We start from the raw sequence: 13,083 nt of genomic DNA on the forward strand, positions 1-13,083 counted from the left end.
AGTGAAAAAAAGGAGTCCAATCCGGTAAATCCGCAGAATAAAAAACAGGAAGAAAAACAGAAAGAAGAAGAAAACACTTCATACAAAGCCAGGAATATTGAGGTTAATGAGCCGGTAGAAATAATTCCGGTAACCGAAAATTCTGCGCAGGGAGTGAAGCGATACAGTCTTGATGATTATATGGAATTTGAGCAAAAACTGGAAAGTTCCAAGCCTGCTAAAAAGGAAGAGCCAAAAGATGAAACCATTGCTTTTGAAAAAAAGACGGTAGCACCGAGTCCTGAGAAAAAAGAAGATTCAGGTGAAGAAGAAGATCCTTTTAACAATCCTATTTCAGAAATGCTAATCGAGCGTGCTGCAGAGCGTCGCGCTAAAATGAAAGAGTTTAATTATAAATTCAGAAGCAACGCTGCTCAAATAGATGAAATAGAAAAGCAGCCGGCTTACAAAAGACAGGGTGTGGACCTTGACGACAGCAAGCCGGGAGAGAGCAAACTTTCCAGGACGAGCCTTGGAAAGGATGATAATGATGATTTGCAGTTTAGAAGGAATAACTCTTTTCTACATGACAATGTAGATTAGCACTTCAAACAGCACCAAAATAAAAAGGTTCCGGAAAATATCCGGAACCTTTTTATTTTATTGAAATAAAGAAAATCAGGTGCGCCTCGTTGTGCTTTGAGCATCAGGCTCATTAGTATCTCTACGTCTTTTAATAAGGGATATTCCTGCAAAAAAGAAAATTACACCTAAAATTGCAAGTGCCCATGGACTAAACATTAACGCTATACTTCCAAATAGACCTAATACTCCGAATATTAGGGCAATTGCACCTCCAATAGTCATAATTAATCCTAAAATCTTGATCATAATATTAATATATTGGTTATTAAGTAAAGTTAATTAATCATGCTTAAGAAGCTGCTGACTTAACATTTTTTGGGAATCTTTCTCAATTCCAGTAAATCATGAAGTACTTTATTTTGGCCTCATTGGGTATTTGTGAAGCGCGTATTCTCGTATCGGTATCGTACCTCAAATTAGAGGGAAGTTCCTTTTTATCAATTGTAATATAGGCGTTAATGTCGTCAAGAAAAACCACCGCAGCGTTTAGTGTATTTTCTATTCTGGAAATGTTGTAGTTTTCCAGAATATCCTTAAATGTACTGCTAATATTTAACCCCTCTTTGGTCTCGTAGCGGGAATCCATTATCCTTATATATCCAATAGTACTTGTAGAATCAAATTCCTGTAGCGGCTCCAGGTACATCAGTGGTTTTCCGCCATTTTCAATTATTCTTATCTCATCTGTTGATCTAAATTGCTCTGGCCCGCTGGTTTGTCTTACGATAGAATCTTTAGCAAAAATTGAATCCAGTTGATTGATCCTGGTATCTTTTTTAATTTTTCCAACCTGTGTTGGAGTGATCAGGTAAGGATTATCTTCGTTGTTGTTGCAGGAAAACAGGAGAAGACTTAGTAGTAATAGTAAAAGGTTGTTTTTCATATTCCGGTCAGGTTATTTTATAAGCTTATTTAATACACCCATAACTCCTCTTATAAATGTTGCGCTGGTTAATACTTTAATGATAGCTCCTTCAGTAGTTGTATGTTTCCGTGAACTTGATTTTGTCACGGTTTTCCTTTCAGATTTTGCTTTCTCCTTTGCCTGCTCCTCTTCAGCTTCATTAATTTTTTCAGAAAGGATTTCATAAGCGCTCTCCCGGTCAATTTCCTTATTATATTTCTCAGCGAGTTTAGAATGGTCGATTATTTCATCCAGTTCCTGTCCCGTTAAAATATCCATCCTGCTCATCGGTGCTCTAAGCATGGTAGCTGCCAGCGGCCCGGGGCGTCCCTTTTCATCTAATGCCGAAACTAATGCTTCTCCTGTACCTAACGTAGTTATTTCGTTTTTTGTATCGTAAAATTCAGAAATCGGATAATTTTCTGCAGTTAATTTTATTGCTTTCCGGTCTTTGGCAGTAAAGGCTCGTAAAGCATGCTGAATTTTCAGCCCTAACTGTCCAAGTACTTCTGAAGGAACGTCTGTGGGGTTCTGCGTGACAAAATAAATTCCGACGCCTTTAGAGCGAATGAGTTTTATGATGCTTTCTATCTGGTTGAGAAGTGCTTTGGAAGCCTGGTCAAAAATAAGATGTGCTTCGTCTATAAACATGACCAGTTCTGGCTTTTCACTGTCACCTTTTTCCGGGAAAGTGGTATAGATTTCAGCGAGCAGACTCAGCATAAAGGTTGAAAAAAGTGCAGGTTTATCCTGGATATCGGTGAGCCTGAAAATATTTACAAAGCCCTGTCCATTTTCATCTTTTCGGGTAAGATCTTTTACATCAAAAGAACGTTCGCCAAAAAAAAGCTCTGCTCCCTGCTGTTCAAGGCTCACAATTTTTCTAAGAATAGCTCCTGTAGATGCTGAAGAAATTCTGCCATATTCTTTTTCTATTTCTTCCCGGCCCTCATCTGTGGCGTATTGCAGCACCTTCTTAAGATCTTTCAGGTCCAGGAGTGGCAGGTGATTATCATCACAATATTTAAAAATGATAGCCATTATTCCCGCCTGGGTTGAGGTCACGTCGAGAATTCTGGATAATAAAACCGGTCCAAATTCGCTTACGGTGGCTCTCAACCGTACACCTTTTTGTTCAGAAATGCTTAGTATCTCAACCGGGGCAGCCTTTGCTTCAAAAGGAAATCCAATTTTGTTATGCCTTTCGTGTAAAAAAGATTCTCCGTTAGAAGGTTTGGCAATACCGCTAAGATCTCCTTTTACGTCCATTAATAAAACAGGAACTCCCTGTTCTGAAAGGTTTTCGGCAAGGATCTGTAGGGTTTTCGATTTTCCGGTTCCCGTGGCTCCGGCTATAAGTCCATGCCGGTTCATCATTTTCAACGGAATCTTTACAGCCGCTTCCGGAATAGTTACGCCCTCGTGCATTGCCGCACCCAGGTAAATATATGGGCCTTTGGGCTGGTAGCCGGAGGAAATATGATCAATAAATTTTTGCTTTTCTTCCACTGTAAAAATTTAAGAGATTAACGTACCGCTGCATTTAACAACCTTATAGTTCCTTCTTCAGCATCAATTTCTGCTGCTATGCCATTGGGAATAGTAACATTATCATCAATATGGCCAATCATCGCGCCGGTAAATGCAGGAACATTAAGAGGTTCAATATAAGAATTTATCACTTCTTCCAGTGTAAGGGAGCCAAAACCACTGCCGCCAGGCCCACAATCACTACATTTCCCAAAGACAAATCCGCTAATTTGCTCCAGTACACCACCAAGCCGCAGTTGTGACATCATTCGGTCTACCGCATAAATTTTCTCCCCAATATCTTCTATATATAATATTTTTCCCTTCCAATCTTTCGGGAAATATTCGGTTCCCATTATTCCGGTTAAAACCGAAAGGTTTCCGCCAAGGAGTTTCCCTTTTGCTTTTCCCGGGTTAATTGTACGGATGCGGTTTTCGGTTTGCGTAAGTTCATCACCTTTGTCTGAAGGGTTTTTAAGTGTAAGCATTTCCTTCTCAAAAAGGAGTTTTTTTAAATGATTTGTGCTGAAGCTGTTCCAGGTAGAAACTGCTGCCGGTCCATGAAAAGTAACAAGCCCGGTTTTCTGAAAAATAGCCAGATGTAACGCAGTAATATCACTGTAACCTATAAAGATTTTCGGGTTTTTCTTTATGAGGTTATAATCCAGTTTATCCAGGATCCTGGCCGAGCCGGAGCCTCCTCTAAGGGCGATAATTGCCATTATGGAAGGGTCTCCAAACATCTCGTTTAATTCGCCTGCCCGCTCTTCGTCTGTTCCCGCGAGGTGTCCATACCTGCTTTTGGTAAATTCCCCAAATTTCACCTTTAATCCCATGGCTTCAAACGATTCCCGGGCAATTTCGTAAGGTTCAGATTCAAAAATGGCACTTGCAGGACTCACAATACCTATAGTATCACCTTCTTTAAGTGCTTTAGGGCGTATAATTTCTTCGGAATTGGAAAAATTCGTACTAGTGCTGAAGGAACTCAGCGGAATTGCCATTCCTGCAGTTCCAATATTCTGAATAAATTTTCTTCTTTCCATTTTTGAAGGTTGAGACTTATCGAAATTAGACATTTTACTGATTTTTTCTAAAAACTTTTTAATAATTGTCTTTTATGAAGAGTAGTATTTGCTCAATTTGTTTTCTGAGAAGCTCACTGTCTGCCGTGAAATTGCTGTTCATAAAACTGAAGATCAAAATTTTACCATTATCGGTTTTTACGTATCCGCTTAAACTATAATTATTGCTCATACTTCCGGTTTTGGCAAAAACAAAGGCTTCTTTAGCTTTAAAGCTGTTTTTTAACGTTCCTGATTGTCCACCGGTGGCTAAAAGAGCGGTTAACCGCTCCCAGTTCACTTTATTCTGAATCTTTTCCAGCAATTTCACTATGCTTCGTGGTGTTACCAGGTTGTAGCGCGAAAGTCCGGAGCCATCTACCCAAACTGGCTCATCGGGAAGGCTTTTAAGGTGGTTTTTCTTTATAAAATCTATTGCAATGTCAGATTTTAGAGTGTCGGCAATACTTTCTGAAGCTAAAAGCAGGATTTGTTCAGCAATAAGATTGTCACTTTGCCGTAACATCCTTTTGTAAAGGCTGTCTGTGGCAATTCCGTAATAGGAAGTCGATAATTGCCATTTTTGAGGCAGGCCTTTAATTAGATGAATTTCGCGTTGCAAAGTGTCGCTGAGAAGTTTCAGAAATAATTTTTCGGAATAAATAAAGGGTACAGTTTCTTCAGAATTCTTCCGGCTTTCTTTCTGAATGTAAGTGAAATCATTGGAAAATAGTTCACGACGAATTCCGCGGTAATTTTTTAAAGAATCTTCTTCCGCTGAAATCATATTTTTAAAGAATGAAGGATTGGTGCTTGGAAGAGGATTATCTTCTTTAAAAATTACCTTCAGTTTATTTCCATAAATAGGAAAGGGAACTCTTTCCGCAGAAAAAGCGTAATTATAATCATCCCACGCCCAACCGGGGCCAAAGGCTTCTTCGGTATAAGTAGGTTTCAGGTAAAACAATTGCTCTTCCCGGTTCTTTAGAAATTCCAGCAGTCCGGAATCTGGCAAGTCAGGATTCAGAAAAGAAGGATCGCCGGTAGCTTTAAAAATAAGACTGTCATTCCTGGCGGCATACCTTATAGCGGGGACAGAATCTCCCAAAGTTTGGAGTCCGGCGTAAAAAGTGAATAATTTGATATTAGATGCCGGTGTGAAATATTTGCCGGCATTATGTTCGAAAATTGTCTTTTCGGAACCCGCATCGTACAAGACAAACCCTGTAAATCCCCGGCTCATATTTTCTGTGTTGCTTCTTTCTTTATTCAGGTCTCTTCTTAAACTTCGGGTAGTGCTGCAGGCGCTTAAAAGCAGGAATAGCAGTAAAATCACCGGAAATAGAAAATAGGTACTAAAGGATTTATTGGTTGTCAAGAAGTGAGATTTTCCGGTTAGAATGAAGTGAATTTACTTCTATTTAAATACATATCACAAGAAAATTTAAAGCAGGTTTGAAAGTAAACGGATTATGAACCTATAAATTAAGAGTTTCCGTATCTTTGCACGCTATGATTACAAAAGAAACACAGGCGTTGGTAGATGAGGGTATAATGCTTCCTTTAATGGAAGATTTTTATACGATACAGGGGGAAGGTTTTTTTAAAGGGACTGCGGCATATTTCATTAGGATTGGTGGTTGCGATGTGGGCTGCCACTGGTGTGACGTGAAGGAAAGTTGGGATGCCGGAGTGCACCCACCCACTCATATTGGAGAAATGGTGGAAAAGGCAGCTGCAAGTAGTGATACTGTGGTTATAACAGGAGGAGAACCGCTTACATGGGACATGACGCTTTTAACTAAAAGTCTTAGGGATAAAGGTTGTAAAACCCATATTGAAACTTCTGGGGCTTATAAGCTAACCGGCGACTGGGACTGGGTGTGTCTTTCTCCTAAAAAGATAAAATTGCCGACAGATGAAGTTTATGTTGCGGCCAACGAGCTTAAGGTAATCGTTTTTAATAAGCACGATTTAAAGTTTGCAGAAGAGCAGGCGGCCAAAGTTAGTGAAAACTGTATCCTTTACCTCCAGCCGGAATGGAGCAACAGGGAAAAAATGATTCCGCTTATTATAGATTATGTAATGAAAAACCCAAAATGGAAAGTTTCCTTACAAACTCATAAATATCTCAATATTCCATAAAAAAAGCGCCCGAAAGGCGCTTTTTAAATTTATGAAATTGTGCTGTTACATTGTTGGTTCAAAAGGAACTTTTACAAAACGATCGTCCCATCCTATAAGAAGATCGGCACCGTTGTTGGATTCCTGGAATGCCATAGATAAAGCTTCAATGTTGTTTTGAGCTTTTCTTACCGGCACATTTATCCTTACAAGATCCTGTTCGCTGGAGTACTCATAAGCTCCCCAGGTTAGGGTTTTCTTATTGAGGATCACTGTCCATTCCTTTTCATTTGGAACCGTGTAGAGCGTATAAGTTCCCTGAGGGATCTTTTCTCCGGCTACCTGCATGTCTTTGTAAAGCGTAAGTTCTGTTGCCTCGTTGGCCCCTGTTCGCCATACCTCACCGTAAGGTACAAGTTTTCCAAATACTTCCCTATCCCTCTTCTGCGGGCGGCTGTAAATAACCCGGGCAATAGGTTCTTCATTTTGATTCCTGTAGAGCGCAAGGTCCATCGGGCTGCTGTCCATCTTTGAGAAATTAGGCGCACCATCCATTTCTTCCTGTGCATTTCCTAATGTTAGCATTAGTCCAAATACTGCTATTAATATTTTTTTCATTTCTTCTTTTAAATTTTAATGTTAACTATTTCTATATTTTCTATAAATATACTGTAGGGGTAACGTCTTTCATGTTAAAGAATTACTTAGATGCTGTTAAAGTGCAGAATTTTTACATCTGTTAGATTTTGAAGAGCATATTTGTGCAGTAGCTACCTTCTGGGTTTAAATTGCAGATAAGAAGTTTTTAAATGAAATCATTTGTGTTTTTAGTGTTTAAAAACTGTAAGCTTCGACCCATATTTGTATCAAATTAATAACATAAATGTCATGTGTGGAATTTTAGCAGTAATCGGAGATCGATTAAGTAAAGAGAAAGTAAGCAGCCTGTCTAAGAGGATGTCTCACCGTGGGCCGGACGAAAGTGATGTTCATGTAACCGAAGAGGGTTACGTATTAAGTCACGAAAGACTTTCTATTGTAGATTTAGAAACAGGAAAACAACCTATCCAGGGTACTTCATCTGCCTGGATGATTCATAATGGTGAAATATATAATCACCAGGCACTAAGAAATAATGAACTAAAAGATCATCAATTCCGTACAACGGGAGATTCTGAAGTTATTGTTCATTTATATGAAGAATACGGCTATGATTTTTTAGATAAGCTTGATGGCGTATTTTCTTTTGTTGTGGTAGATGGTAAAGACTTTATCGCGGCCCGTGATCCAATTGGGGTGAAGCCGCTTTACTATGGGACCGATGATGATGGTGCTATCTGGTTTGCAAGTGAGATGAAGGCTTTGGCTGATGAATGCTCCAACTTTGCAGCATTTCCTCCGGGACATTATTATACTCCCGAAACAGGTTTTGTAGAATATTACACACCGGACTGGTATGATTATAAAAAGGGCAAAGAAAAGCTGGATCTTACAAAATTGAGGGAAAGTTTAATTGCGGCTACAAAAAAACGATTAATGGCAGATGTGCCGTTAGGAGTATTACTGAGCGGTGGTCTTGATTCTTCACTAACATCTTCTATTGCGGCAAGATTGCTGGAAGGAACAGGAAAGAAATTACATTCCTTTTCTATAGGTTTAGATGAAACTGCTCCAGATTTGATAGCGGCGAGAAAGGTTGCTGAATTTTTAGGAACAGAACATACAGAACTTTATTTTACTGTTGAAGAAGGAATAGAAATTCTTAAGAAGCTTGTATGGCATCTTGAAACTTATGATGTTACTTCTATTAGGGCAAGTACTCCTATGTACTTTTTGTCTAAAGGAATAAAAGATAAGGGGGTGAAAGTGGTACTTTCGGGTGAAGGTGCAGATGAAATTTTTGGAGGCTACCTTTACTTTAAAAACGCTCCTTCTGCTGAAGAATTTCAGAAGGAAACAATTAGAAGGGTACAACGGCTTGCAACTGCAGATTGTTTAAGAGCAGATAAATCTACAATGGCTCATGGCCTGGAAGCGCGTGTTCCGTTCCTGGATAAGCAATTCCTTAAAACAGCCATAGAAACCGAGCCTAAGGAAAAAATGCCGAGCACTTATGATGGTGTTGAGAAATATATTCTTCGTAAAGCGTTTGATACCCCGGAACGTCCTTTCCTTCCAGATGAGGTTTTATGGAGGCAAAAAGAGCAATTTAGTGATGGTGTAGGTTATAACTGGATTGATGAGCTTATAGCGTATGCTGCTGCGCATGTAACAGATGAGCAGATGGCAGATGCGGCTACAAGATTCCCACACAACACTCCTGCTACAAAAGAGGCTTATTTCTATAGGGAAATATTCCATAACCACTTCCCGCAGGAAAGTGCGGCTAAAACCGTGAAAAGATGGATCCCGAAATGGCAGGCAGATCTGGACCCAAGCGGAAGGGCAAACACCTCACACGTAGCTTCTACAGCGAAGAAACAACTGGATGAGTTAGCTAAAGTTTAGATCAAAAATTTTCGTGTGGTTTGTTTAACCCGTAGCGTCCGGTTTTTTGACCGGTTACGCTACCGGGTTTTCCACATTAATTGTTAATAACTTCAAGGCTTTAAAGTTCGCTCTCACAGTGTAAAAGCACGGGTTTTGCTATATTTGTTCGTTACCAAAAATACACGAATTTAATTTACATAATACATGAGCGAAGAAGCCAAGAAAAAACTTTACTCGGCAGACAGTATACAAGCCCTCGAGGGGATGGAGCATGTTCGTATGCGACCTTCTATGTATATCGGGGATACCGGGATAAGAGGTCTGCATCATTTGGTTTATGAGGTAGTAGACAACTCTATTGATGAAGCGATGGCCGGCCATTGCGACACCATAAAGGTTACTATAAATGAAGATGGTTCTGTAACTACAGAAGATAACGGTAGAGGTATACCTATTGATCTTCACAAGAAAGAAGGCGTCTCTGCTCTTGAGGTGGTAATGACTAAGATTGGAGCCGGAGGTAAATTTGATAAAGATTCTTACAAGGTTTCCGGTGGTTTGCACGGGGTTGGGGTAAGTTGCGTAAATGCACTTTCCTCCAGTCTTAAAGCCACTGTTTATCGTGACGGGCAAATATGGGAGCAGGAATACGAGTTAGGGAAACCGCTTTATCCTGTTAAACCCGTAGGAGAGACAGAGCTTTCAGGTACTATGGTTACTTTTAAGCCAGATCCCAGTATTTTTCAGCAATCTGTGGATTACAGTTACGATACACTTTCCAGTAGAATGCGTGAGTTATCTTTTCTGAATAAAGGACTTACCATAAGTCTTACAGATAAAAGGCAAAAAGATAAAGAAGGAAATTTTGTTTCTGAAACCTTCCATTCTAATGAAGGGTTAAAAGAATTTATAAAATTTTTAGACGGTAACCGTGAGCCTATTATAGGAGATGTGATTTCTATGGAAGGGGAGAAGAACGATATTCCGGTGGAAGTGGCTATGGTCTATAACACTTCTTTTAATGAAAATTTACATTCTTACGTAAACAATATTAATACTCATGAAGGTGGAACGCACCTGTCAGGATTTCGAAGAGGTTTAACCACAACCTTAAAGAAATACGCAGATGCTTCCGGAATGCTTGATAAGCTAAAGTTTGAGATTACCGGGGACGATTTCCGGGAAGGCTTAACAGCTATTATTTCTGTTAAAGTTGGTGAACCTCAATTTGAAGGTCAGACAAAAACGAAATTAGGTAACCGCGAGGTGACATCGGCTGTTTCCCAGGCGGTTTCAGAAATGCTGGATATATATCTGGAGGAAAACCCGAATGATGCAAAAACCATTGTTCAGAAGGTGATTCTTGCAGCGCAGGCACGTAATGCGGCCAAGAAGGCTCGTGAAATGGTGCAGCGTAAAACAGCCATGAGTATCGGAGGACTTCCCGGGAAATTATCAGATTGTTCTGAGCAGGATCCTACACAATGCGAGGTTTTTCTTGTTGAGGGAGATTCTGCAGGAGGTACTGCAAAGCAAGGCCGGGATAGGAAATTCCAGGCTATTCTTCCGTTAAGAGGTAAAATTCTTAATGTAGAGAAAGCGATGACCCACCGGGTTTTTGACAATGAAGAGATTAAAAACATCTATACGGCACTTGGGGTTACTATTGGAACAGAAGAAGATAGCAAAGCCTTAAATTTGTCAAAATTAAGGTATCATAAAGTTGTTATTATGTGTGATGCCGATGTGGATGGAAGTCATATTGAAACACTTATCCTTACCTTCTTCTATAGATATATGAAGGAGTTGATTGAAGGCGGGCATATTTATATCGCTACTCCACCTCTCTACCTGGTAAAGAAAGCTTCTAAGAAGCGCTATGCCTGGTCTGAAAAAGAACGGGATGAAATTGCCGAGAGTTATAGTGGCGGTGTTCAGATCCAGAGATATAAAGGTCTTGGGGAGATGAATGCGGAGCAGCTATGGGACACTACAATGGATCCTGAACGTAGAAAATTAAGACAGGTTACCATAGATAACAGCGGTGAGGCAGACAGGATTTTCTCAATGCTTATGGGGGATGAAGTGCCGCCACGAAGAGAATTTATCGAAAAGAACGCAAAGTATGCGAATATAGATGCGTAGAATTTACTAAATAAATGATAAACAGGTCTGCAAATTTGCAGGCCTGTTTTTTTTGTTAAACCTTACGCGAAAATTTTGCTATTTTTACACCCCAAATAATACCTAAATTTTACTTATGAAAAAGCTATACTATCTTTTCTGTTTTACAACGATTTTATGGAGTAGTTCTGCCACTGCTCAGGTCCCCGGCGACATTCCCTTAGTGAATGATCTAAAAAGTATTGCTGATGACTTTGCCAGTCCGGCGGCGAACAGTATTGCATATCAGGCTAACGGAGGATGGTTCTCCTCTGCTCAGACATTGGATAGATGGAAATTTGAAATTTCCCTGCACGCGAATGCCTTAATAGTTCCAGACAGCAGAAAAACTTTTACTACTGGTTCTTACGAGACACTCAGTATACAGGGAGGTGCAAGAAACGCTATAGTTCCTACGGCTTTTGGTTCTTCTTCTGAAGTCTTTTTTGAAGGAGAGATAGCGGGTACAGAAATTGAACCTTTTCAGGCCATCGAAGGAGTGGATAAGAGTTTTGTGGCGCATCCATTTGCACAGGTTACCGTAGGGCTTCCTTACGAAACAGAGTTTGCTGTAAGAGCCATGCCTAAATTAACAGTTAATGATGTGCAGGTAAGCACTTATGGCGCAGGAATAAAGCATAATTTTAGCCAATACTTCAGGTTTAATGAACCTGATGATTTTCAGTTTGCTGCTTTTGCCGCGTACAGTATTTTTGACATAGAGTATGCTTTTGAACCTGTTGACTTGGCGGAGTTTGCCCAGCTAAACGCTATAGATGTAGATGCAGATGTTTGGACTGCAGAACTGCTGGGGTCAAAGCGATATGAGAATTTTGAAATTTTTGGAGCGCTTGGTGTAGCCAGTTCCAACTTTTCATATATGATGCAGGGGAGTAAATTTGGTTTAAATACCATTAATGAGGCTTTGGAAGATTTGGGGGATTCTGAAGCGCAATTTAAAGGCGATGTCGGCTTTAATGTATACTTCAATGATTTTAAAGTCAGTACAATGGCTACGGCCGGAAAATTTTTCAATCTCAATATCGGCCTTCACTTTAGAATCTAAACCTCGGGACTTTAACCATTTGTTATCACAAAATCATTAACATAATTTGTATTTTCGTCTCATTATAAACCGAATTAAATAATAAAGAATGAAAGTTACTATAGTAGGAGCGGGTGCAGTTGGTGCCAGCTGTGCGGAATATGTTGCAATTAAAAACTTTGCTTCAGAAGTTGTTTTACTGGATATTAAAGAAGGAGTTGCAGAAGGGAAGGCGATGGACCTTATGCAAACTGCTACTTTAAATAGTTTTGATACCAAAATCACCGGGAGTACAAATGATTATTCAAAAACGGCGGGAAGCGATGTTGCTGTAATTACCAGTGGTATTCCTCGTAAGCCGGGGATGACAAGGGAAGAATTAATTGGCATAAACGCAGGGATTGTTAAAGAAGTTTCATCAAAGCTTATCGAACAGTCTCCAGACGTAACTCTTATAGTAGTTAGTAATCCTATGGATACTATGACTTATCTTGTGCATAAAACCACCAATCTTCCGAAGAATAGAATTATCGGAATGGGGGGGGCGTTGGATAGCGCGAGATTTAAATATAGATTAAGTGAAGCTTTGGAATGTCCACCGTCTGATGTAGATGGGATGGTGATTGGTGGCCATAGCGATACCGGGATGGTTCCTCTTACAAGGTTGGCTACCAGAAACAGTGTTCCTGTAACAGCATTTTTATCTGAAGACCGTTTGAATCAGGTCGCAGAGGATACTAAAGTGGGAGGTGCAACCCTAACCAAACTATTAGGAACAAGTGCCTGGTACGCTCCGGGAGCAGCAGTATCTGGTTTGGTGCAGGCAATTGCCTGTGATCAAAAAAAGATGTTCCCTTGTTCTGCCTTGTTGGAAGGTGAATATGGGCTTAATGATCTTTGTATAGGAGTTCCTGCAATTCTTGGTAAAGGCGGACTGGAGAAAATTGTGGAAATTGATCTTGACGAGGCAGAGAAGAATAAGATGAAAGAAAGCGCTGAAGGTGTAAAGAAAACCAACGGTTTGCTTGAGTTTTAAACAAGTTGTAGAGAAGTAATATAGAGTTAAAAAAGGCCACTAAACTAGTGGTCTTTTTTTGTGTCTAAAAGTTAAAATATTCAAAAAGAAAATATTGGGATTT

11 protein-coding genes and 1 pseudogene are annotated in these 13,083 nt (G+C 39.9%); 6 read left to right on the forward strand and 6 right to left on the reverse strand.

Translation table 11 applies throughout. The features are described from left to right. Window positions 1-582, forward strand: a pseudogene (locus RM529_RS00945) (cell division protein FtsZ); the annotation flags it as partial. A 75-nt stretch (window positions 583-657) separates the two neighbouring features. On the opposite strand, the gene RM529_RS00950 reads toward RM529_RS00945, so the two are convergent. The 5 genes from RM529_RS00950 to RM529_RS00970 form a co-directional block, all read right to left on the reverse strand. After that, on the reverse strand, window positions 658-870 hold the full coding sequence (locus RM529_RS00950; RefSeq protein ID WP_311482870.1) for a hypothetical protein: 213 nt from the start codon (window positions 868-870) through the stop codon (window positions 658-660). 82 nt (window positions 871-952) lie between these two features. Continuing rightward, on the reverse strand, window positions 953-1,507 hold the full coding sequence (locus RM529_RS00955; protein WP_311482871.1) for a hypothetical protein: 555 nt from the start codon (window positions 1,505-1,507) through the stop codon (window positions 953-955). A gap of 12 nt (window positions 1,508-1,519) precedes the next feature. Continuing rightward, window positions 1,520-3,037, reverse strand: coding sequence for a helicase HerA-like domain-containing protein (locus tag RM529_RS00960; RefSeq protein ID WP_311482872.1), 1,518 nt, complete (start codon window positions 3,035-3,037; stop codon window positions 1,520-1,522). 17 nt (window positions 3,038-3,054) lie between these two features. Then, on the reverse strand, window positions 3,055-4,137 hold the full coding sequence (locus RM529_RS00965) for a S66 peptidase family protein (RefSeq protein ID WP_311482873.1): 1,083 nt from the start codon (window positions 4,135-4,137) through the stop codon (window positions 3,055-3,057). A gap of 25 nt (window positions 4,138-4,162) precedes the next feature. Beyond that, window positions 4,163-5,500, reverse strand: coding sequence for a D-alanyl-D-alanine carboxypeptidase/D-alanyl-D-alanine-endopeptidase (locus RM529_RS00970; RefSeq protein WP_311482874.1), 1,338 nt, complete (start codon window positions 5,498-5,500; stop codon window positions 4,163-4,165). A gap of 134 nt (window positions 5,501-5,634) precedes the next feature. On the opposite strand from RM529_RS00970, the gene RM529_RS00975 reads away from it, so the two are divergent. Continuing rightward, window positions 5,635-6,267, forward strand: a complete 633-nt coding sequence (locus RM529_RS00975; protein ID WP_311482875.1) for a 7-carboxy-7-deazaguanine synthase QueE — start codon at window positions 5,635-5,637, stop codon at window positions 6,265-6,267. 45 nt (window positions 6,268-6,312) lie between these two features. Here the strand turns inward: RM529_RS00975 and RM529_RS00980 are convergent, their stop codons facing one another. Beyond that, a complete protein-coding gene (locus tag RM529_RS00980) occupies window positions 6,313-6,864 on the reverse strand; it encodes a DUF2911 domain-containing protein (RefSeq protein ID WP_311482876.1) in 552 nt (183 codons plus the stop codon). Window positions 6,865-7,134: 270 nt separating this feature from the next. On the opposite strand from RM529_RS00980, the gene asnB reads away from it, so the two are divergent. The 4 genes from asnB (at window position 7,135) to RM529_RS01000 (ending at window position 12,980) form a co-directional block, all read left to right on the forward strand. Further along, complete coding sequence (gene asnB, locus RM529_RS00985; RefSeq protein ID WP_311482877.1) at window positions 7,135-8,754, forward strand: asparagine synthase B; 1,620 nt, start codon at window positions 7,135-7,137, stop codon at window positions 8,752-8,754. Between the two features lie 186 nt (window positions 8,755-8,940). Continuing rightward, window positions 8,941-10,881 (forward strand): DNA topoisomerase (ATP-hydrolyzing) subunit B, encoded by a 1,941-nt coding sequence (gene gyrB / locus RM529_RS00990; protein WP_311482878.1) that lies wholly within the window; start codon window positions 8,941-8,943, stop codon window positions 10,879-10,881. A 115-nt stretch (window positions 10,882-10,996) separates the two neighbouring features. Beyond that, a complete protein-coding gene (locus RM529_RS00995) occupies window positions 10,997-11,965 on the forward strand; it encodes a DUF6588 family protein (protein ID WP_311482879.1) in 969 nt (322 codons plus the stop codon). An 88-nt stretch (window positions 11,966-12,053) separates the two neighbouring features. Further along, window positions 12,054-12,980, forward strand: a complete 927-nt coding sequence (locus tag RM529_RS01000; RefSeq protein WP_311482880.1) for a malate dehydrogenase — start codon at window positions 12,054-12,056, stop codon at window positions 12,978-12,980. Window positions 12,981-13,083: the final 103 nt, after the last annotated feature.

The organism is Autumnicola edwardsiae, assembly GCF_031846505.1.
In the GTDB taxonomy this organism is placed as follows: domain Bacteria; phylum Bacteroidota; class Bacteroidia; order Flavobacteriales; family Flavobacteriaceae; genus Autumnicola; species Autumnicola edwardsiae.